General features: G+C 70.7%; 20 protein-coding genes and 2 pseudogenes. 15 read left to right on the top strand and 7 right to left on the bottom strand.

What is annotated here, in order from left to right:
- Positions 1-320: 320 nt before the first annotated feature.
- Positions 321-959, bottom strand: a complete 639-nt coding sequence (locus AB0447_RS35315) for an SRPBCC family protein (protein ID WP_366481052.1) — start codon at positions 957-959, stop codon at positions 321-323.
- A gap of 335 nt (positions 960-1,294) precedes the next feature.
- Here AB0447_RS35315 and AB0447_RS35320 point away from each other — a divergent pair, with 335 nt between their 5' ends.
- A complete protein-coding gene (locus AB0447_RS35320; protein WP_366481054.1) occupies positions 1,295-1,801 on the top strand; it encodes an EF-hand domain-containing protein in 507 nt (168 codons plus the stop codon).
- 144 nt (positions 1,802-1,945) lie between these two features.
- The gene (bla, locus tag AB0447_RS35325; protein WP_366481055.1) at positions 1,946-2,866 is read left to right on the top strand and encodes a class A beta-lactamase; all 921 of its coding nucleotides are present in this window, start codon (positions 1,946-1,948) and stop codon (positions 2,864-2,866) included.
- A 94-nt stretch (positions 2,867-2,960) separates the two neighbouring features.
- Here bla and AB0447_RS35330 read toward each other — a convergent pair whose 3' ends face one another.
- Positions 2,961-4,082, bottom strand: a complete 1,122-nt coding sequence (locus tag AB0447_RS35330; protein ID WP_366481056.1) for a CapA family protein — start codon at positions 4,080-4,082, stop codon at positions 2,961-2,963.
- Positions 4,083-4,337: 255 nt separating this feature from the next.
- Here AB0447_RS35330 and AB0447_RS35335 point away from each other — a divergent pair, with 255 nt between their 5' ends.
- From AB0447_RS35335 to AB0447_RS35390, 12 genes are all read left to right on the top strand, one after another.
- Positions 4,338-5,327, top strand: coding sequence for a putative PEP-binding protein (locus tag AB0447_RS35335; protein WP_366481057.1), 990 nt, complete (start codon positions 4,338-4,340; stop codon positions 5,325-5,327).
- Positions 5,266-7,497: an asparagine synthase (glutamine-hydrolyzing) gene (gene asnB / locus AB0447_RS35340; protein ID WP_366481058.1), complete on the top strand. Its 2,232-nt coding sequence runs from the start codon at positions 5,266-5,268 to the stop codon at positions 7,495-7,497. Before AB0447_RS35335 ends, asnB begins: the two co-directional genes overlap by 62 nt.
- Positions 7,494-8,294 carry a hypothetical protein gene (locus AB0447_RS35345; RefSeq protein WP_366481059.1) on the top strand — a complete coding sequence of 267 codons (801 nt, stop codon included), beginning with the start codon at positions 7,494-7,496 and terminating at the stop codon, positions 8,292-8,294. Before asnB ends, AB0447_RS35345 begins: the two co-directional genes overlap by 4 nt.
- A 5-nt stretch (positions 8,295-8,299) precedes the next feature.
- Positions 8,300-8,659 carry a PqqD family protein gene (locus tag AB0447_RS35350; protein WP_366481060.1) on the top strand — a complete coding sequence of 120 codons (360 nt, stop codon included), beginning with the start codon at positions 8,300-8,302 and terminating at the stop codon, positions 8,657-8,659.
- 5 nt (positions 8,660-8,664) lie between these two features.
- Positions 8,665-9,561, top strand: a complete 897-nt coding sequence (locus tag AB0447_RS35355) for a diiron oxygenase (RefSeq protein WP_366481071.1) — start codon at positions 8,665-8,667, stop codon at positions 9,559-9,561.
- Positions 9,558-10,844, top strand: a complete 1,287-nt coding sequence (locus AB0447_RS35360) for an MFS transporter (RefSeq protein WP_366481061.1) — start codon at positions 9,558-9,560, stop codon at positions 10,842-10,844. The genes AB0447_RS35355 and AB0447_RS35360 overlap by 4 nt, the downstream gene beginning before the upstream one ends.
- 428 nt (positions 10,845-11,272) lie before the next feature.
- A complete protein-coding gene (locus AB0447_RS35365) occupies positions 11,273-12,256 on the top strand; it encodes a putative PEP-binding protein (RefSeq protein WP_366481062.1) in 984 nt (327 codons plus the stop codon).
- A gap of 6 nt (positions 12,257-12,262) precedes the next feature.
- Positions 12,263-13,285, top strand: coding sequence for a hypothetical protein (locus AB0447_RS35370; RefSeq protein WP_366481063.1), 1,023 nt, complete (start codon positions 12,263-12,265; stop codon positions 13,283-13,285).
- A gap of 14 nt (positions 13,286-13,299) precedes the next feature.
- Positions 13,300-14,079 (top strand): hypothetical protein, encoded by a 780-nt coding sequence (locus AB0447_RS35375; protein WP_366481064.1) that lies wholly within the window; start codon positions 13,300-13,302, stop codon positions 14,077-14,079.
- Positions 14,076-15,335, top strand: coding sequence for a hypothetical protein (locus tag AB0447_RS35380; RefSeq protein WP_366481065.1), 1,260 nt, complete (start codon positions 14,076-14,078; stop codon positions 15,333-15,335). The genes AB0447_RS35375 and AB0447_RS35380 overlap by 4 nt, the downstream gene beginning before the upstream one ends.
- Positions 15,328-16,086, top strand: a complete 759-nt coding sequence (locus tag AB0447_RS35385) for a 2-phosphosulfolactate phosphatase (protein ID WP_366481066.1) — start codon at positions 15,328-15,330, stop codon at positions 16,084-16,086. Before AB0447_RS35380 ends, AB0447_RS35385 begins: the two co-directional genes overlap by 8 nt.
- Before the next feature lie 122 nt (positions 16,087-16,208).
- Positions 16,209-16,385, top strand: coding sequence for a hypothetical protein (locus AB0447_RS35390; protein ID WP_366481067.1), 177 nt, complete (start codon positions 16,209-16,211; stop codon positions 16,383-16,385).
- A 123-nt stretch (positions 16,386-16,508) separates the two neighbouring features.
- On the opposite strand, the gene AB0447_RS35395 is transcribed toward AB0447_RS35390, so the two are convergent.
- The 3 genes and pseudogenes from AB0447_RS35395 to AB0447_RS35405 all read right to left on the bottom strand — a co-directional run.
- Complete coding sequence (locus AB0447_RS35395; protein ID WP_366481068.1) at positions 16,509-17,240, bottom strand: SDR family oxidoreductase; 732 nt, start codon at positions 17,238-17,240, stop codon at positions 16,509-16,511.
- Positions 17,241-17,397: 157 nt separating this feature from the next.
- The gene (locus tag AB0447_RS35400; RefSeq protein WP_366481069.1) at positions 17,398-17,805 is read right to left on the bottom strand and encodes a ribosomal protein L7/L12; all 408 of its coding nucleotides are present in this window, start codon (positions 17,803-17,805) and stop codon (positions 17,398-17,400) included.
- Positions 17,784-17,942 (bottom strand): annotated as a pseudogene (locus AB0447_RS35405) (IS5/IS1182 family transposase); the annotation flags it as partial. The pseudogene AB0447_RS35405 and the gene AB0447_RS35400, both read right to left, overlap by 22 nt.
- Positions 17,943-19,313: 1,371 nt before the next feature.
- Here AB0447_RS35405 and AB0447_RS35410 point away from each other — a divergent pair.
- Positions 19,314-19,460 (top strand): hypothetical protein, encoded by a 147-nt coding sequence (locus AB0447_RS35410; RefSeq protein ID WP_366481072.1) that lies wholly within the window; start codon positions 19,314-19,316, stop codon positions 19,458-19,460.
- Here the strand turns inward: AB0447_RS35410 and AB0447_RS35415 are convergent.
- Together AB0447_RS35415 and AB0447_RS35420 are read right to left on the bottom strand one after the other, a co-directional pair.
- The gene (locus AB0447_RS35415) at positions 19,457-19,765 is read right to left on the bottom strand and encodes a hypothetical protein (protein ID WP_366481070.1); all 309 of its coding nucleotides are present in this window, start codon (positions 19,763-19,765) and stop codon (positions 19,457-19,459) included. The two genes, AB0447_RS35410 and AB0447_RS35415, sit on opposite strands and share 4 nt — an antisense overlap.
- Positions 19,766-20,001: 236 nt before the next feature.
- A pseudogene (locus AB0447_RS35420) lies at positions 20,002-20,198 on the bottom strand (hypothetical protein); the annotation flags it as partial.

Genomic DNA, 20,198 nt, shown 5'->3' on the forward strand with positions numbered 1-20,198 from the left:
CGCCGGCGTTTGAGGCGCGGGGGTCCGGGGGCGGAGCCCCCGAACGGGGTCCGGGGCGGAGCCCCGGTTACGGGAAGGGGCGGGGTGGGGAAGAGGCCCCGCGCAGCGGCCCCCCACCCCACCGCCCGCCCCACCATCGCCCCCGCGGCAACCCCACCAGGCCAACCCCAGCACAGGTCGGGCCAGTCACCACCCACAGGACCGGCGGGCGGCCCAACACCAGCCCAGCATCAAGCCCAACCAGCCCAGCCCAACCCCCAGACCGGCGGCCCAGCCAAGCCAACCCAAGCCAACCCAAGCCAACCCAAGCCACCCCCGGCTCACCCCTGCGGCGGAACATAAAATTCCGTGGTCGCCCTCACCGCAGCCCCCACCACCCCCACCCCCACCCCAGAAGCCCCATACGCCTCCCCCCAAGCATTGCTGCTCCGCACCATGAACTCCCGCGCCTCGTCCGACTCCCGCCACCCCCCGGCCTTCGCAGGCCCGACAGACGCGCCCGCCAGATCCATCCCCAGCCCGAGCACGGTGAGGTCCCACCCGACACCCACCGCCCCCGGCCCGTACCGTTCCCACATCTCCGGCGGCACCACCGCCGCATGCTCCAGCTCGAACACGGTCCGCTCCTCGTCCTCCGGAGTCAGCCGCACCTCCACCTCACTGAACGCCGACGCCTCACCCATCACCCAGCTCACCCGGAACAGCTTCGGCGGCTCACAGGCCAGGATCTCCCCGCCCGCATTGCCCTCCAGCTGGTAGCGGCCGCCGAGCCGCAGATCCCCGGTGACCGGCAGGAACCACCGCCCGATCCGCTCCGCGCGCGTGCATGCGTCCCACAGGTCCTCGACACCCACGTCGTACGCACGGCGAACCAGCACCGTCCGCGCCTCCTTGCCGCCCACCTCCCGACGGCCGACCTCGCGGTGAATCTGGTTGATCTGTCCGACGACGTCACTCATGGCACTTCTCCCGGCCGTCCCCACGCGCGCACGCGCACGAGCTCCGAACCCGCGGAACCGCCCCCACCATATTTCGCCGCCCCTCCACCACCACGGAAGGCAGCGCCAAGCGCTGCGCCGCCGCGACACCGCCCACTGCTACATGGAGGGCGACTTCCTGGACCAGATCCATCCGGCCCCCGAAGGCGACCCGGACCGCGCGTCGCGATCCTGCGCTCCGGCGGCGCGTCTTCAGCGGTCCGGGTGCAGCAGACCGAGCAGAGGTCGACCGGCGGGACACGCCCCCGAGTGCGGGAATCGACGGCCGAAGCGCCGCGGCCGCCTAGGCTCACGCCATGGGCGAGAGGGTGTCAGTGGCTGACGAGGTCTTCGACCGGCTGGACGCGGACGGGGACGGGGTCCTGGTCGCGGACGACTACCGGGCCAATGCGGAGCGGCTGCTCCAGTCGTACGGCATGGGGCCGAGCTCGCCGAAGGGACGCGCCCTGATCGAGGCGAGCCTCGCATTGTGGGAGCGGCAGGCCGAGCAGATCGACCGGGATCACGACGGCAGGATCGGCCGGGAGGAGTACCGGGAGTGGTTCGGCTCCCTGACCGCCTCGGCTTCGCCGGAGGTACTGGCCGTGCTGCACGCCCAGTTCAACGTGGCCGACCGCGACGGGGACGGGCTGATGGACCGCCATGAGTACGCGGTGTGGCGGTCCCTCAGGAGCGTGCCGTCCGACGCGGCGGCCGCCTCCTTCGAGCTGGCCGACACGGACGGCGACGGTGTGATCACCTGGGACGATTTCGCCACCGCGAGCCGCGAACACGGCCTGGCAGCCCTGCTGTTCGGTCCCTAGCCCCCCTGCCTGCCTGTCTGTCGAACCATCGCCCGACAGACAGGCGGAAACCGGACAGGCGGAAACCAGTCGGACGGAACCGCACCGCCCGCCCCCGGCGTCCCCGCCGTCACATGAGGGCCCAAGGGGAAAGGGAAGGCATACGTGAAGAGGACTCGCCGTGCGGTACTGACTCTGGGAGCGGGTGCAGCCCTGGCAGTGGCGCTGCCGGCCAACGCAGCCAACGCAGCCAACGCAGCCAACACGGCGTCGCGCGGCAAAGAGAGCGAGGCCGTCCGGCAACTGCGCGAGCTGGAGCGCGAACACGGGGCACGCCTGGGCGCGTACGCACGGGACACGGCCACCGGCAGGACGGTGCTCTACCGCGCCGACGAGCTGTTCCCCATGTGCTCGCTGTTCAAGACGCTCGCCGCGGCAGCCGTGATGCGGGACCTCGACCGTGACGGCGAGTTCCTCGCCCGGCGCATCCACTACACCCAGGACGACGTCACGGCCGCGGACGGCGGCTCCGTGACGAGCGAGCCCGCGAACATCGCCGCCGGGCTGACCGTGGCCGAACTGTGCTCCGCAGCCATCGCCCAGAGCGACAACACCGCAGGGAACCTGCTGCTCCGCGAGCTGGGCGGCCCTTCCGCCATCACCCGCTTCTGCCGTTCCGTGGGAGACCGTACGACGCGCCTCGACCGGTGGGAGCCGGCCCTGAACTCGGCCGAGCCGTGGCGGGAGACCGACACGACCACCCCGCGGGCCATCGGACGAACGTACGGGAAGCTCGTGCTCGGCGACGCCCTCACCCCCCGGCACCGCGACCACCTGACCGGTTGGCTGCTCGCCAACACCACGAGCGGCGACCGCTTCCGCGCCGGCCTGCCCCGCGACTGGACGGTCGGCGACAAGACGGGCGCCGGCTCGTACGGAACCAACAACAACGCGGGCATCGCCTGGCCGCCGGGCCGCCCGCCCGTGGTCCTGGCCGTACTGACCACCAAGCCGGACCCCTCCGCACCACGCGACGACCTGCTGGTCGCCAAGGCCGCCAAGGCATTGGCGGCGGCACTCACCTGACGCCCACCCCGGGCCGAACCGGATGAACCGGACGGACCCCAGCCCCCGGGAGGGTTCGGGAAGGTTCGGGAAGGTTCGGCACCCCGGGGTCTCGCTACGTGGGGTCGCGCACGGCCAGGGTGAGCGACCCCTCCGGCCCGGATCGCACGCGTGAGCCGAAGCCGTGGCTGATCCGGTCCAACACCTCGCAGAGCCACCGCGAGTCCTCCGGCGCCGCGCGCCGCAACCGCATCCTGTGGGCCTGGAAGGGGACGAGGCGCAGCCCGCGCAGCTCTCCGGTGCCGGGCTCCAGCGAGGGGAAGTAGAGCAGCCGCAGATCGTCCCGGTACAGCTCGTATCCGGTGATGCCCTCGTAGTCGTCGACCAGGTCACCACAGCCGTACGTGATCAGCCTTCCCCGGTACACCTCCAGCGGCCGGGGGTGGTGCGAGGAATGCCCGTGGACGACGTCCGCGCCGCCCTCGACGAGCGCGTGCGCGAAACGGATGTGCTCGCGGGGCACGCGGTAACCCCAGTTGGAACCCCAGTGGACCGAGGCGATGACGACATCGCCCGGCTCCTTCACCCGCCGGATCCGGGCAACCACCGCGACCGCCGCGGCATTCGACGCCTCGGCCACGAAGTCGACCCCGCTGCGGTCGACCGTGGCGGCCCAGCTCGGCGGGATGCCGCTGGACGGCATGCCGAAGGAGAAGACCAGCAGCCGCCCGCCGCCACCGAGGGGTACGGTCGCCGGCCGGCCGGCCGCCCCGGCATCGGGCCCCGCGCCCGCCGTACGGAATCCCGCGCCGGCCAGCACCTCCAGCGTCTCCTCGAGGCCGGGCCGGCCGTAGTCGAGGACGTGGTTGTTCGCCAGCACGCACACATCGGGACGGGCGGCGGCCAGACAGGGCAGGTTGGCGGGGTGCATCCGGTAATGGACCCCTTTCCCGGGGGCGGGGTCGCCGTGCCGGGTGACGCTGGTCTCCAGATTGAGCACCAGGGCATCCGGCGCGGCCTCCTCAAGGACGCCCAGCGCGTCCCCCCAGGGCCAGGAGAAGTCCACCGGCCGCGGGATCGGGCCGTTGGCTGCCTCCGCCAGCTCCACGTACGAGCGGGCGTCGCGCACGTACGCCTCCACCAGCGCCGGATCGCCGGGGTGCGGAAGGATCTGGTCGAGGCCACGACCGAGCATCACATCGCCGGTGAGACACAGCGTGACCGGCTCACCCTGCACACCACCAGGTTAGTGCCACTCGACAGTCGGCAGTCGGCAGTCGGCACTCGGCAAGTCGGAAGTCGTGCCGGCCCCGCGTTCTGACATACCCGGGCCTGGTCTGACACATCCCGCCCACAAGGGTTGACGGGTATTCACGGTGACCGGGTAACTTCAACGGCCTACCGCGACTGGACGAAATACCAAGCAGGTTTGGATGAAACGCCAAACGGGGCTGTCAGGCAGGAGAGTGGTCGTCATCACACGGTGTACCTCGTGAGCGCCGGCACCGCATGGAACAGCAGCCGGCAGAACGACTCCCTTTCGCTGGCGCTGTCCGGAGAGAGGCCGGCTCGTGAATTGCTCGCCCGTTTCGCGGGAATCGGCCTCGTACGCGGGGAGTACGTATTCCGGGCGCTGGGCCTCTATCCGACGCACCCCGTCGCACAGGAACAGCTCTTCGCCTACCTCGACGAGCTCTGCACGCTCTCGCCCGGCCAGGTCGTCTACCGCACCATGGAAGTCACCGCCGCCGAGGCGAACACCCTCACAGGCGTCGAAGAGGTCATCGACGAGGACGCCCACTCCCTGATGGGCATACGCGGCGTACGCCGCCACATGAGGCATCCGGAGAGCCTCTCGGCAGAATTCCGGGTCCTGCGGGAAATCCACCGGAAGCACCCGAACCTGGTCGTCATATCGCCTTTCGTCTCCGCCGTGGACGAGTTCGTCTGGTTCCGGGACAAGGCCCTCGCCGAAGTGGGACCGGACTGCCGCACCGGCACGATGATCGAGACTCCGGCCGCCGTACTGGACGCGGACGCGCTGGTCGCAGCCGGTGCACGGACCGTCGTCGTCGGCACCAACGACCTCGGCAGCCTGCTCGCGGCCCGCCCCCGGCTGCCGGACGTCCACACCGAACTCGTCCCCGGGATGGCCCGGGCGCTGCGCCACGTCCGGCACGCGAGCAATGCCGACGACTACCGGATGCACGTCGCCGGCTATCTGACACCACCGCTCATGGAAGCGGCATCACAGGCCGGCGCCGACACCTGTGTCGTGCACTATTCCGACCTGCCGCGGCTGCTCGGCGACGCCTACGCCGAAATCCCGTACCTGGACCATCTCGCCAGGGTGAAGAAGAAGACGCGGGCCGCGATCGCAGAGCAAGCCAGGAACAAACAGGCCGAAGGGCGGAACGAAAATGTGCGGGCTGGCAGGAATAGCGGTTCTCGGAGCGACGGAATCACGGTCGACCGGCCGTGAAACCGACGCGGTCGGGAGGATGCTCGACGCGCTGAACCGCCGCGGCCCCGACGGGCGGGCCATGGTGAGCGACGAATCCGCGGTCATGGGATTCACCCGGCTCGCCCTCGTCGCACCCAAGGACGGCGACCAGCCTTTCGTCTCCGCGGACGGACAGATCGTCCTCATGGCGAACGGCGAGGTGTACAACCACCGTGAACTCGAAGCGGCACTTCCCGACGTCCGCCTGCGCACGAAGTCGGACTGCGAAATCCTCCTCCACCTCTACGAACGCAAGGGGCTGGATTTCCTGGACGACGTGCGCGGAATGTTCGCCGTCGTCATTCACGACCGCCGCCACGACCGGATCGTATTCGCGCGCGACCGGTTCGGAATCAAGCCGATCTACCACACGATTTCGGACGGACGGCTCGTCTTCGCCTCGGAGCTGAAGGCGATCGCCCGCTCCTCCCTCGTCGACCTGCGGTTCGACTGGGACGCGGCCCTGCACAACCGGCAGCTGTCCGCCGAGCCCTCGTTCGCGCGCAACACCCTCGACTCCTTCGTCGTCGGCGTGCACGCCACCCCGGCCGCCACCATCGAGACGATCGACCTGCGCAGCGGCGCCATGACGACCCGGAAGTACTGGGAGCTCCCCGACTTCAGCGGCTCGCACACACCCGCCGGCCACACTCCCGGCCATACTCCCGGCCACGCCCTCGACGGCGACCTCGACCGCGACTTCGTCGCCGAGTACCGCTCGCTCGTCGCCGCCTCGGTCGCCGACTGCGCCACCGCCGACGCCGACGTCGGCCTCCTGCTCAGCGGCGGCCTCGACTCCGCCGCCGTGGCCGCGCTCGCCGCGACCCAGGGCAAGACGTTCACCGCCTTCAGCGCGGTCACCCCCGGCACGCTGATGAACGGGGACGCCCAGGCCGCCCAACTGCTCGCCGGCCACCTCGGCGTGGACCTGCGCCTGGTCGCCCTCCCGCCCCGCCGCCACGCCACCGCGGAGGAGTGGCTGCAACTGCTCGCCGGCACCGAGACCCCGTTCTGCGGACCCGAGCAGTGGTTCAAGCACAACCTCTACATCGAGGCCAAGCGCACCAACCCGGCCCTGAAGGCCATGCTGCTCGGCCAGGCCGCCGACGAGTTCAACGGCGGCTACGCCACCGCCATCGCCGCCGCCGAGGACTGGGCGACGTTCGAGCAGGCACTGCACGGCATGGACCAGAACACCAGGCTGCTCTCCGACGGCCGGCTCGCCGGCTGGCAGGGCGGCGCGGGCTCCTACCTGCGCTCGGTCGCGGACGGCGACGGCGCACACCACTACGCCGACTTCGTCCGGACCAAGTACGAGGACATCCAGCAGTACAACAACTGGCACGAGGACCGGGTCGCCGCCATGCACGGGGTCGAGGCCCGCGTCCCCTTCCTGGACCACCGCATCGTCGAACTCCTGGGCCGCATCCCGCGCGCCCGCCACGCCGAGCTGCTGTGGGACAAGACGATCGCCCGCCAGGCCTTCCAGGACGTCCTGCCCGCCGGTCTCGCGCACCGGCCGAAGATCTCCTTCTACCGGGGCACCGGCGAAGGACTCGTCCAGCAGCAGACGCTCGCCATGCTGACCGGCGACCGCCGCGCTCTGCTCGAACGCGCCCTCGACAGCGCCGGCGGCAAGGAACACCTGCGGCCCGACGCCGTCCTCTCGGCCGTGGAACGGGCCGTCGCCGGTGACCGCGGCGTCGACGTCGACCTCCTGATGCGCCTGGTCAACATGGCCCTGCTCGACGACATCGTCGCCTCCGGCTTCGCCGGGTACGAGCTCGACCCGCCCGCCTATTCCACCGAGGAGCCCGCCCTCGTCGGGGCCGACCTCACCGCCTCCCGGCACTCGGTCCTCGTCGGCCTCCTCGGCGGGCCGGACACCCTGCTCCACACCGCCCCCGGCGTCGACTTCGCCCGCTCCGACGACGACCGCGGCACCTTCGTGATCGTCGACGGGGCGATCGAGTACACCGTCGACGACGACGAACGGTGGATCGTGGAGTTGCTGCGGGCCGCAGAACAGCCCGTCCCGCTCACCGACCTGGTCGACGGCAGCACGGGCCCGGACCGCACGCGGATCGAGGAGCAGGTCGACGAGCTCGTCGCCGGCGGCCTGCTCCGGTGCCCGGAGGTGCTGCGATGACCGCCCGGCCGAACCCGGAGGACGTGACCGCACAGCTGCGGCGGACCCTGTCCGTGTTCGCCGCGGAACTTCCGCAACCGCCCACGGTCTTCGAGGGCGGATCCACCGTACGGGGCTGGGCCAACCAGCACAGCGACCTCGACCTGTACGCGATCCTGCCGCAGGTCCACGAGCCCGCCGACGGCCTCTTCACGACGATCCCGTGCGGCGCGGCGGACGGGTACTTCTACCGGCGCACCCTGGAGGAGGGCGACGCCAAGGGCGACCTGCAGGTGTGGCGGGAGACGCAGGTGGAAGCACTGCTCTCGGCCATGGACCTGACCGAGGTGCACGAGAACCGCGCGGTCGGCGTCTCCCTGACGAACTACGAGGTCGACTTCCTCGGCCGGCTCTGGCACGGCCGGGCGGTCAGCAGCCCGGACGGCGTCGCGGAATGGCAGCGCCGCCTGCACGCCTCCGACGCCCGCCAGGTCATGGCCGACCGCTCCCTGCGACTCGCGGACAACGCCCTCGAGGACGCCGTCGGCCAGCTGGAAACCGGAGACACCAGGAGCGCGACCCTCGCGGCACAACGGGCCCACGGCCACGCCGTGGACGCCGCCCTGGCCGTGTGCGGGGAGTTCAGCGCCTCCAGCAAGTGGCGGGCCCGCCGGGTCGAGGAGGCCCGGCCGGCCCCCTTCACCTTCGACGAGTACTGGGCGGTTGAGACCATGCGCGACTACCACGAGGACCCCGTGGCCTGGATCGAGGACGTCCTCGCCTCCTGCCAGACCATCGCCGCGTCGATCGAGCTGTGACCGCGATGACCGCAACGGCACAGCACCCACAGCAGGCCGGACACGCACACCACGCCCAGGACGTACACCACGCCCAGGACGCCCACGATGCCCACGACGCAGAGCGCTTCAGGCGCACCCTGCGGACCCGGGTCCGGCGCGTCGGCGGCGTGCTCCACCTCTCCCTGGACGACCGGGACCTCGTCCTCGACGACACCGCCGAGCTGCTCTGGCACCGGCTGGCCGCACCGGTGACGCTCGCAGACCTGACCGAGACGGTCGCCGCCGAGTACGGAATCTCCCCCGACGAGGTCCGCGACGACGTCGCCGAGGCCGTCGCGGGCCTGGTGGCCGAAGGGTTCGTCCGGCAGAGGTGCCGGCCTTGACCGCCGTGGCCTACCGCAGTGCCTTCGGACGCTGGGACAGCCAGGCCAGCGTCCGGAGCAAACCGGTGCGGGAGACCACCGAGCCCACCGACTGCTACTACCCGCCGGAACTGGTCACCGGCTACCCGGAGCTCCGGTCCGAGCTGGCCCCCGAACAGCTCCAGCACCTGCTCACCCTGCACCTGTACGCGTACCTCGACTTCACCGTGCAGCTGGAGTCGCTCATCGTGCTCCCGGTGACCGCGCGCCTGGGCAGCGGACGGGCCGGACTGGAACTGCCCCCCGCGATGCGCCGCGACGCGATGGCCATCACCACCGACGAGGCATGGCACGGCCAGTTCACCTTCGACCTGATCGAACGGATCGGCGCCCAGACCGGCGTCCCGCCGCGACTGCCGGAGACGTACGAGTTCCAGCGCGTCCGCGGCCGGCTGCGCGAGTCGGTCGAGCCGGCCCTGCGCCACGCCTTCGACCTGCTGATCACCTACGTCAGCGAAACCCTGATCTCGACGAAGCTGCTGATGCTGCCGCGCGACGAGCGGCTGCCCACCTACGTCCGTGACGTCATCGCCGACCACGGCCAGGACGAGCGGCGCCACCACGCGTACTTCCGGGCCCTGCTGCCCCACTTCTGGCACTCGCTCGGCCGGCGCGACCGGGCCGTCCTCGGGGCACTGATCCCGGAGATGATCTCGGCGTTCCTCGGCCGGGACGAATCCCTGGAACGGCACTGCCTGACCCGAGCCGGGCTGAGACCGGACCGGGCGGCCGACACCGTCCGCGCACTGCGCGGCACGGGCCCCGCGGAACGGCTGCTCCACGACTCGCGGGCCTGCGTGCGGTACCTGGTCGAACTGGGCGCCGTCGACCTGGACATGATCGAGGAGAGGCTGACGGCATGACGAACACGACCGACCACGCCACCGAACGCCCCACCGTCCGGCAGCTGCTGCGGGACCCCGACGTGCGCCGGCTCTGCCTGAGCAACCTGGTCCGCACCGTCGGCACCGGCCTGGTGCTGTCGCTGGCCACGCTCTACTTCGTCACCGTGGTGGACGTGACACCGGCCCGCCTCGGCCTGGGCCTCACCATCGCCGGACTCCTGGCCTTCCTGGTCTCCTATCCGGCAGGGGTGGCCGCCGACCGCTTCGGCGCGCGCACCATGACGGTGGCCGCCGGCGTGCTCCAAGGCCTCTCCACGGCCTCCTACGTCCTGGCCACCACGGTGGCCTGGTTCATCGTCACGGCCTGCGCGGTGGCGGTCATGGAAGCCATGTCCACCTCCGCCCGCGGCGCCCTGGTCAGCCAGGTCCTGCCGCGCTCCACCCGGGCCGGCGCCCGGGGACTGATGCGGGCCACCAACAACGTCGGCCTGACCGCCGGCGCCGGCCTGGGCGCCCTCGTCCTCCTCGACCCCGTCCGCGCCTCCTTCGTGGCGGGGCTGCTCTGCGCGGGTCTGCTCCAGATCGGCGGGGCGCTGGTCTGCCTGCGCTTCCGCGAGGTGCCGTCGGACACGGACCGGTCGACGGTCACCGCGACCGGCCACCGGGACCTGCCGGTGCTGGGACTGGTGCTGGTCAACGGCGTGTTGGCGATGAACCAGGGAGTGCTGTTCGTCGTCCTGCCCGTGTGGCTGGTCAGCCGGACCGACATCCAGGAGTCGTTCTTCTCCGCGATCATCGTCGTCAACACGGTCTTCGTCGTGCTGTTCCAGACGAAGGTCGCCTGGTACGGGGAGACCCTGAGGGGAGCGTCGCGGTCCCTCGTGGCCTGCGCCGTCGCCCTGGGCGTGACCTGCCTGTTCTTCGGCGCGGCGGCGGACGTCGGCACCGGGGCCGCCATCGTGCTGCTCGTCATCGGCGCGGTGACCCACGTCGTCGCCGAGATGGCCCTGGCCGGCGGCTCCTGGGGAGCCGCCACCGCTCTGGCCCCGGACCACCTGCACGGCCAGTACCTGGGGTTGTTCTCCTCGTCGGCCCAGATCGGCAAGGCGCTGACACCGGTGACGGCCCTGGCCCTGGTGTCAGCGCTGGGCATCACCGGATGGATCGTGCTCGCCGGCCTCTTCTTCGCAGCCGCGCTGCTCGTCGGCCCGCTCACGAGAGCCGCCGAGCACAGCCGCGAACGATACGTCGGCCGGCTGCCGGACGTCCCGGACGTGCCCAACGCGGCCGTCCGAACCTGACACCACGCGAAACCTGACGGAAAAAGCACACCGCTCTTGCTTTTCGGCATTATCGAATTCAGGGATCCCGCATGCCTGAATTTCTTCGGCATGTCCAAATTCGGACCCCGAAAAAAATTCTCACGAATTTCCCCTCGGAGTCTTGCGGGCAGACGAATTCGCCCGCTACCTTGAATTCATCGAAACGGCGAAAGGAGGTGAACGAAATGAAGGCCTACAAGAAGCCCACCATCACGACCGTGGACCGCAAGGCGGTCATGCGCGGGGACGCCTGATCCTCGTCTTGGAGGCGTAGAGGGCGCAATTCCACCACGGGTGCGCGCCCTCTGCGCCCCAAAACCCATGGGTACGACGGAATGAATGAGTTGATGATGCCAGAAGAGAAAGCCGGCCTGCCGTCGGTGACCTTGAGCGGAGAACTTCCGACCGTGGATTTCCTTTCCCGGACCGGCGGAATCGGACTCATTCGCTCGGAGTACCTGGTACGACGCGCCGGCGCCTCCTGGGCCGACGCAGCCACCCGCCGCGAGGTGGCCGACCACCTGCGCGCCCTGCACGCCCGGGCCGCCGGCCTACCGCTCTGGTACCGCTTCAGCGACCTGGAGGCCCGCGACACGGCCGTCCTCAAGGACTCCGCCGGCCCCGTCGCCGCCCGCGAGGACAACCCGATCATCGGAGTCCGCGCCCTGCGCCGCGGCACCACGCCCGGCTCCGACCTGGACCACGAACTGCGCACCATGGCCGCCCTGGCCGGCGAACTGCCGGGCCTGGGCCTGCTGGCCCCGTTCGTCCGGGACGAGCAGGAGGTCGCCGACTGGGCGGCAGCACTCCGCGCGGAAGGCTACCGCGGAGCCCTCGGCACCATGGTGGAGATCCCCAGCGCGGTCGCCCGCATCGAGCAGATCCTCGACACCGGCATCAGCTATGTGCTGATCGGCCTGAACGACCTCACCGGCCTCACCCTGGGCGCCGCGCGCAGCACCGCGTTCCACGACTACTGCCATCCGGCGGTCCTCGACTCCGTACGCCGGGTCCTGGCGGCCGGCCGCAGCCGGGGCGTCACCGTCCGCGTGGCCGGCAACTTCGGCCCGGACCTCGTGACCGCCCTGCCCGAGCTGGCCCCCTCCGACTTCTCCTTCCATTACCAGGACTGGGCCGATTTCCGGCCCGCCGACGCCGCGCTGGCCGCCCACGAAAAAGACCTCGCGGCAACCCTGCGGCGCGCCAGTGACGCCCGGCTCATCGACGCCGGATTCCTGGACGCGCGGAACGCCGTACTCATTGCCGGAATGCGCCAGACTCCCCCCATTGCAGGGGAAATGCAGGCCGAAATTACGGCTCAAATTCCTGCTGAAATCCCTGCCGAGATTCAGGATGCCGTCCCGGCCCCCGTTCCGGCCGCCGTCGGATAGGTTGCCATGAACGACCCCAGCCACGACGCAACGAAATCCGGCCTCCCCTCCCCCATATCCACACCCACGCCCCCGCATTCCGACTGGCCCGACGACCTCGCCGTCGTCGTCCTCCTCCCGGACACCCTGCTCGCCGGAGGCATCCCCGCCCTCGGCGAGTCCCTGGCGGCCCTGGGCGCCCGCCCGGCACGGGTACGGTCGGTCCGCCTCGACCCCGGCCACGCCGCCGCGTTCTACCGCGGCCGCCCGCGGTCCAAATCGTCCGAGAAGGGCCGCCGGTTCGGCAGCATCCTGACCCGGAACCTCTTCGCCCTCGACAGCAGCCTGGTCGTCCTGCTCCGGCAGCACACCGACCCCGCCGAGGAAGGCAGCCTCAGCCGCCGCCTGCACGACCTCAAGGGACCCAGCGCCTACCTGCAACTGCGGCCGGACTCCCTGCGGGCCCTCTCCCGCACCAGCGACCGGTGCCTCTCCCTCGTGCACACCCCGGACGACGCCGAGGACGCGGCGGCCACCGCAGCGCTGTTCTTCGACACCCCGCCGGCCACGGCCGGCGCCGACCCCCTCGCCGCCTGCGCGGACGAGGCATGGTCGGTGGTCGAAGACTGCCGGTCCCTGCTGCCGGTGTCCTTCGACACCAGCCGGTACGCGATCGTGGCCTGCTCACTGCTGCGCTGCGTCGCGCTCAGCCTCGCCGACGGAACACCGCGGCCGCCGGCCGGCCTCGACCGGCTCCTGCAGGCCCGGCGAACCCTCGCCGGATGGCTCGGCGAGAAACCCGCCACGGCACCCGCCGAGGAACGCGCCCGCTTCGACCGGCTCGCCGACGACCTCGGCCGGCCCGGCCCGGCCCTGGCCACCACCGTCGCACCCGAGTACGCCGCCGCCGTCCACGCACTGCTGGCACTGCCCGAATACGACCTCGAGTGGGCCGACTTCGTCGTCGCCGAGTTCACCCGGCACGGCCTCCACCTCAACGACTTCGAGATCCACGCACTCAGCACATTGATGACCTTCTTCGACGACTGATTCGGGGGCGAGAAATGAAGGCGCCAACACCGGTCGGCCTGTGCCGGCCCGAGATACGGACCGAGGCCCTCCAGGCCGTGGCGAAGGTCTTCGCACGCGACTGCGGCCAGCAAGAACAGTCACTGGCCCGCGCCTCCCGGCTGCTCGACCTCCTCGACGCCGGAGGGTTCCGCAGCCCCGAAGTCAAGGACTGGCTCGCCCGGACCGGCATCGGCGCCGCCTGGAACACCGCCCTCGACGAGGGCCGGCCGCGGTCCGTCGCGCCGTACCTCACCCCCCTGCTCACCGGCAGGACCGTCGACGTCCTCAGCGGCAGCGGCACCCTGACCGCCGCCCTGGCCCGTACGTCCCCCGTCGACGCCTACGAACGCGCCGGCGCCTACCCCGACGCGCCCGCCGTCCCCACCCGGCCCCTCGACCACCTGTGGCCCACCGGCCCCGGCGTCTACGACACCGCCCTGTTCGCCACCGTGCTGCACCACGAGCCCGACCCCGCCGCCCTGGTCGAAGCCGTGCTCACCAGCCTCCGGCCCACCCGGCTCGTGATCGTCGAGAACTGCCTCAGCGAAACCGTCTCCAACGAGTTCCACGACTTCATGGACGACTTCTTCAACCTCTGCCTGAACGACTTCGACGTGGACTGCCCCGGCGAGCACCGCACCGTCGAAGGATGGCTCGACTTCCTCGGCCGCTACGGCCGAACCCGCCTCGTGCACCGCCTGGACGACGTCACCGGCATCCCGTTCCCGTACGAGGTCTTCACCGTGGACATCAGGCCGGACGCCGCCGCGTGAACCGCGACTGGTTCGCCGAACGGCTCGCGGCGGCCCGCACCGCGGCGATCGAAGCCGGAGCCGGCGAAGCCGCCTCCCTCCTCGGCACCCTGACCGCCGCCCACAACAGCCGCCCCCCGACGATCACCGACTTCGAACGCTACGACGACGCCGTGCGGATGACCGCCACCGCACTGTCCGCCCGCTGCCTGGTCGCCGACCAGTACCCGACGATGGACCACTTCTGGTCCGACGCCGCCGCCCAGGAACAAGGCCTGTCCGACGGCACCTTCTGGGACACCTACGAGCACGGCCGGCGCCGCCGCCTGGAACAGGCCCTCGCCGCCGCATACGGCGCCCCCGACGCCGTACTCGTCAACAGCGGCATGGCCGGCATCCACGCAGCGCTCGTCACCGCCACCGAGCACGGCAGCCGGCCCCTCCGGCTCCCCGCGCGCCAATACTTCGAAACCCACGACCTGGTCCGGAACGTGCCGCTCGGCCGCCCTGCCGACCCCTCCCTCGGCGCGGTGGCCTTCCTGGAACCGGTCACCAACGCCCCCACCCTCGACGTCAACGACCCGGCGGACCTCGGCGACGGCACGGACCGCTTCGTCGTCGACAACTCGCTCTTCGGCCACGCCTTCCCCTACGCCGACCTGCGCGCCTGGCTGGGCGGCCGGCCCGCGCTGGTCGTCGAGAGCGTCGCCAAATACCTGTCCGGGCTGATCTCCGGCGGCGTCGTCTACGGCGACCGGGACGCGGTCGACGCCGTACGCACCTACGCCCGGCGCACCGGAGCACTCCTCCAGGGCGCCGCCCTGGCCTACCTCGCCCCCGCCGACATCCGGCTCGCCCGGCAGCGGATCCTCAGCCACATCACCGCCGCCGACGCGTTCTCCGCCCACGTCGACAAGACCCTCTGGCACGTCATGGAACCCGACCCCGCCCACCTGCACCGGGCCGGGATCCCCGCCCGGCTGCGCACCGGAAGCCTGGTCTTCCTGCGCCCGCTCGACGACAGCACCGACTGCGCCGCCGTCGTGGACCGGTGGATCGCCGCCACCGCAGACCTGGACCAGCCGGTCCGGCTCCAGGCCGGCTTCGGCTGGCCGTGGACCACGACCCGGTCGTACGGCGTCGACCGCCTCAACCAGCCCGACGGCCCGCGCTACGTCCGGATCAGCGTCGGCGCCGTCGACCCCGCCCACGCCGCGGAACAGGCGGCGGTCCTCAACACAATGGCCGCCGGGTGCAAGACTCCCTCCCATGCGTGAGTGGTCCCTCCAACAGGGCTGCGGGGTGCGGTTCGAGTGGGGGCCCACCGGCGCCCGGCAGCTCGCCCCCGACGTCGCCTGCCTCGTGGTCGTCGACGTCCTGTCCTTCACGACCTCGGTGACCATCGCCGTCGAGGCGGGCACCCGCGTCTTCCCCTACGCATGGCGCGACCGCACGGCGCTCGCCTTCGCCCGCGAACACGCTGCCGAACTCGCCGTCGGACGCCGCGAAACCACACCCGACTCGCCCTGGTCCCTCTCCCCGGCAGCACTGGGCACGGCACCCTTCACCCCCCGCCTGGTCCTCCCGTCACCCAACGGCTCCGCCATCTCCGCGGCCGCGGCCGCCGCCGGCGGGACCGTGATCGCGGGCAGCCTGCGCAACGCCACCGCCGTGGCACGCTGGCTCACCGCCCACGGCTACGGCCGGCCCGAACGCCCGGTCGGAGTGGTCGCGGCCGGCGAGCACTGGCCGGACGGCAGCCTGCGGCCCGCACTGGAGGACCTCCTGGGAGCCGGCGCGGTCATCGCCGGCCTCCACGACCACGGAGCCGGCCCCCTCTCCCCCGAGGCCGCCGCCGCCCACACCACCTTCACCGGCACCCCGGACCCCGCAGCCTCCGTGACCGCCTCCTCCTCCGGCCGCGAACTCACCGAAGCCGGCTTCCCCGAAGACGTCGCCATCGCCACCGCCCTGAACACCTCCCCAACGGTCCCCCTCCTCACCCACAACGCCTTCACCCCCGCCTGAGAACGGCGCCGAGGGACCACCACCTGCTCCGTCACACCCCGCCGAGCCAGCTCGTGGCGTCCAGCCGGTAGGCCGTCTCCGCCGGCACGACGGTCCGCAGCGCGGCTTCCATGTCCCGTACTGTGCGTGGATATGCACGCACCCTCCAGATCCTCGCCTCGTCGGGTGCGGTGAGCGACGAGGAACTGGAGCGCTTCCAGCGCTTCGGCTACACACGCCAGAACGCCCTGGAGGTGGTCCTGGGCATCGGCACCTACATGGTGTCGACATTTGCGAACCGACTCACGCGAGCCGCCTGACGAGGCACCGGCCCGGACGGTGAGGCGTCGCCGGCGTCAACCACCAACCGGAAACCTCAGCCACACGGCAGCGCGCAACATACTCGGCAAGACGACGAGGGGCCCAGGGCACACTCGGCCCGATCAGGCGGCGTGACCACCGTCGACGGAGAACTCGGATCCGGTGATGTAAGCGGCCCCGTCCCCCGCAAGGAAAGCCACCGTGGCCGCGACCTCCTCCGAACGACCGAACCGGCCGAGGGCCGTCATGGCGGCCTGAGGGTCCGCGTGAGGTCCGCCGGCCGGGTTCATATCCGTATCGACCGGCCCGGGGTGGACGATGTTGGCGGTGATCCCCCGTCCGCCCAGCTCCCGGGCGAGGGCCTTGGTGAGCCCCGTCAGCGCCGACTTGCTCATCGCGTAGAGGGTTCCGCCTGGGCCGGGCACCCGCTGGGTCATACAGCTGCCGATGGTGATGATCCGGCCTCCCTCGCCCATGTGGTCCGCTGCCGCCTGAGAAGCGAGGAAGACCCCCCGTACGTTGACCGCGAGCACACGGTCCACGTCGGCCAGAGTCAACCCGGCGAGCGGCCCCAGGACACCCACGCCCGCGTTGTTGACCAGCACATCGAGCCGACCGAGCGTCTGCACCGCCCAGTGCACGGCGCCCGCCGCGTCACCGACGTCGCCCGCGTCCGCCCTCACAGCGACACCTCGGCGACCAATCGCCTCGATCCGGCGCACCACTTCCTTCGCCGCCACCTCGTTGGCCGCATAGGTGATGGCCACATCGGCCCCCGCCTCCGCCACAGCCAGCGCAATCGCCGCGCCGATCCCCCGACTGCCACCCGTCACCAGAACCGCCTTGCCGTTCATGCATCCTCCTCGCCATTGGTTGCTGGTTCAATGAAACGACCCGCTGACCGCCGACGCTGGCGGTAATCCGACCTGACGTTGGCGACAGGTTCAGAGCGCGAATGCCGGGCGCACGGTGGACAGCCGACCGCTGAAGGCAGCCCCGATTCGGCCGTACTCAATCCGCGGCCGATGGGCAACTCGCTCGGCAAGCCTCGGCAGGCCACGGCCCCTTGCAGGGGTCCGGGTCGACAGGGCCGGCTCCCCGCATGATGGTGCGGTCACACCAGTCGCACACCACTACCGCCTGAGCGCCCGCGTCCCCAAGGACCCTGGCCGCCTCATCTGCGGCTTCGAGCCAGTCGGGTTCCGTGACCGCTACGGGCGCGCTGTCGAGGAGAAGTTTGCTGTTCCAGAGGCTGAGGCCGGTGACCGCCCGAACCGCACGGACCGCCTCCCCCTTCCGGTCACCAACCTCCGTCAGCAACACACGGAATCCAGGCTCCTCCACACACCCTCCCCTGCCACCGCAACCAATCCCGGCAAGTGAACCCTTCACCGTCACTGCTTGAGCCGGCTGCTGCACCGTTCAACGGCGTTCCGCTGCTTGTACGCCTCGCCGTCGAACCCAGGCGGACGACCTCCAGCACGGCCCCGCTTCAGGCGGTGACCAACCTGGTCAGCGGACTGGAGGCCGACGGCTTGGATGCCGCGCCGGCGCAGGTGCCCGAGAATGACAGATGGTGGAGTCCACCGACACCGTCCAGCCGAAGCATCACAGGCGTCGGCTGCTGCCAGGACGGGGTGTAGATCCGTTCCTAGTTGCCGTCGACTGGCCTATCCAATCAACTGACCCGCCCACCAAGGAGACACGCGCTACACGAGACGAACGTCGGGACAGACCCATTATTTAGCCAGGACCCAAAATGAAGCAGATGGTTGGTTGGCATGAGGCCGGGAGCAGTAGCCCTGAATACGGTGAAACGGGCTTCCTACGCCCCGGCCCGTGGGAATGTTTGCCTGCTCAGTGAGCCGTGAGGGTACAGGCCCTGCCGTTTATCATCGCGGGGTGATTGATTTCTCGCCCCTCCGGGGTGGGAGTAGAGCGGACACCTCGAAGGGTCACACGCCCCCACCCCGTGAAACGGGGTCACCTTCCGTGCTGCGTGCGGAGTCACAAGCCCGCCCGCCGTCTACATCGCCGGCGGCTCCTGGGAGTGACCAACAATCCCCTGATCGTCCAAGGCTGGCAGCCCTTGGGAGGGGCGCCCCCGGTCCGGGTGCGAGGATCCGAATCATGGAGCGTGGTGGCGTGTGGGGTGCGGGGCCAGTGGGCGGAGCGGACACGGGGCGTGGGGATCTGCTGGATTTGGTGGGGCGGGCCGCGCGGGGGTGGCCGGGCGGGAGGGTCGTGACAGCCTCCCTCGCGTGTGAGCTGTGTGGTTCCGACGGATTCGAGTCGGCCGAGTTCCAGGTGTGGGAGGGAGAGTGCTACTGCGTGGGCTGTCTCATACCGATCGGAGTGCTCGACGGGGACGTCCATGGCCGTCTGTTCCCGGGGGCTGGCGTGTCCTCGTGGAGGCTCACCCCGCTCCCGCCCGAGGAACCGGCAAGCTTCCTCAGATGTCCTGCGGGACACATGCTGTTCCAGGGGGCGGTGGCGTTGAGCCTCGCGGAGGACGGCCTGGTGCGGGGCCTCTCGGTTGGCTTGAGGTGTCCGGAAGACGGGCAACTGCGCCTGTTCATCGACAACGCGTCCGTCACACCGACAGAGACCTGATCCACCCCCTATCGTCGAGCCCGCACCCAAGTCCCGGCGAGCCGTCCCCTCCCGTTGTCAGCCGCCCGCGAAGCGGGCCAGGATCCGGGGAGCGAAGCGGACCGGATCACAGCCTGGAGCGCAGCGGAGGGCCCCACCTGCCTTGCGCAATACGGTCGGTGACCAAGAGTCAATTTCTGGACAATGCCGCCGCGCACCGGCGCACATGGCTGTCCGGGCAAGGACGACGCCAGCGGGAATCGCCCCGGGCCCGGTCGGCCCCCCGTTACCTTTTCGTGGCTCCGCAACGGGGCCTCCGGCCTTCGGGTCCGGCCTTGTACAAGAAAATCGCCCAGGGCAAGCACCACATCCAGGCCCCCCTTTGCCTCGCCCGGCGCCGGGCCGACGTCCTGTTCGCGATGCTCCGCCACGGCACCTTCTACGAGCCCCAGCCGGTCCGGGCTGTCACCCGGCCGACCTAGACCATGGTCAGGAGGTGATCTGTCGGTCCGTAATCGATCTTCCAGTCGGAGTAGACCCCGCAGCCCCTGTCCTTGATGCACCGCAGGCCCACGGTCACCCAGCGGACCGATCCATCGTCACCAAGGGAGAACGCGACCGCAGCCTCGAACACACCGCTCCCGCACGGGCAGCCCGCCGGCCCGGATGCCTCGTCCTCCCAAGAGTCCTCTTCCCAGTACTCCTCGCTGTCTGCGATGAACGCCCGGCTGCCACAGCCAGAACACTCCCGTTCCGCCCCACGGTCATTCACCAACACGAAGAACACCCGGCCGCCGCAAACCCTCACAGATGCAAGGAGCGATCCTCAGGGACACCCTCACCAACCTGATCGTCAGCATGCACGACCACATCGTCCCAAACCCCTTGAAGCTCCCTCCGACCACCTTGACCGAAGACATAGAGGCACCCCCCGGCCCGAAAGGCTGGCCATGCCGAGCGAAGCGAGGTGCTCCGCAGCGAAGCGGAGGAGCCCACCCCGTGGAGCGGAGCGGAACGGGGGCACTAGGCCGGAGCGAAGCGGAGGAACCGGTTCAAAACAAAGGTGCCCAGGCTCGAAGCCGCCGACCATACCGAGCGAAGCGAGGTGCTCCGCAGCGAAGCGGAGGCGACCCGCTTGCCCTGGTTGATGGGGATGGCGAAGCCCAGTCCGATGCTGCCGCCCTGCCGCGCCCCGTTCTCGCCGCCGCTCTCCTCGGCCC

The organism is Streptomyces sp. NPDC051211 (genome assembly GCF_040689505.1).
Lineage (GTDB): Bacteria > Actinomycetota > Actinomycetes > Streptomycetales > Streptomycetaceae > Streptomyces.

Excerpts from the sequence above, each read along its gene's own strand:
- AB0447_RS35315 (WP_366481052.1), bottom strand. The coding sequence starts at position 959 with ATGAGTGACGTCGTCGGACAGATCAACCAGATTCACCGCGAGGTCGGC.
- AB0447_RS35320 (WP_366481054.1), top strand. The coding sequence starts at position 1,295 with ATGGGCGAGAGGGTGTCAGTGGCTGACGAGGTCTTCGACCGGCTGGAC.
- asnB (WP_366481058.1), top strand. The coding sequence starts at position 5,266 with ATGTGCGGGCTGGCAGGAATAGCGGTTCTCGGAGCGACGGAATCACGG.
- AB0447_RS35345 (WP_366481059.1), top strand. The coding sequence starts at position 7,494 with ATGACCGCCCGGCCGAACCCGGAGGACGTGACCGCACAGCTGCGGCGG.
- AB0447_RS35350 (WP_366481060.1), top strand. The coding sequence starts at position 8,300 with ATGACCGCAACGGCACAGCACCCACAGCAGGCCGGACACGCACACCAC.
- AB0447_RS35360 (WP_366481061.1), top strand. The coding sequence starts at position 9,558 with ATGACGAACACGACCGACCACGCCACCGAACGCCCCACCGTCCGGCAG.
- AB0447_RS35370 (WP_366481063.1), top strand. The coding sequence starts at position 12,263 with ATGAACGACCCCAGCCACGACGCAACGAAATCCGGCCTCCCCTCCCCC.
- AB0447_RS35375 (WP_366481064.1), top strand. The coding sequence starts at position 13,300 with ATGAAGGCGCCAACACCGGTCGGCCTGTGCCGGCCCGAGATACGGACC.
- AB0447_RS35385 (WP_366481066.1), top strand. The coding sequence starts at position 15,328 with ATGCGTGAGTGGTCCCTCCAACAGGGCTGCGGGGTGCGGTTCGAGTGG.
- AB0447_RS35395 (WP_366481068.1), bottom strand. The coding sequence starts at position 17,240 with ATGAACGGCAAGGCGGTTCTGGTGACGGGTGGCAGTCGGGGGATCGGC.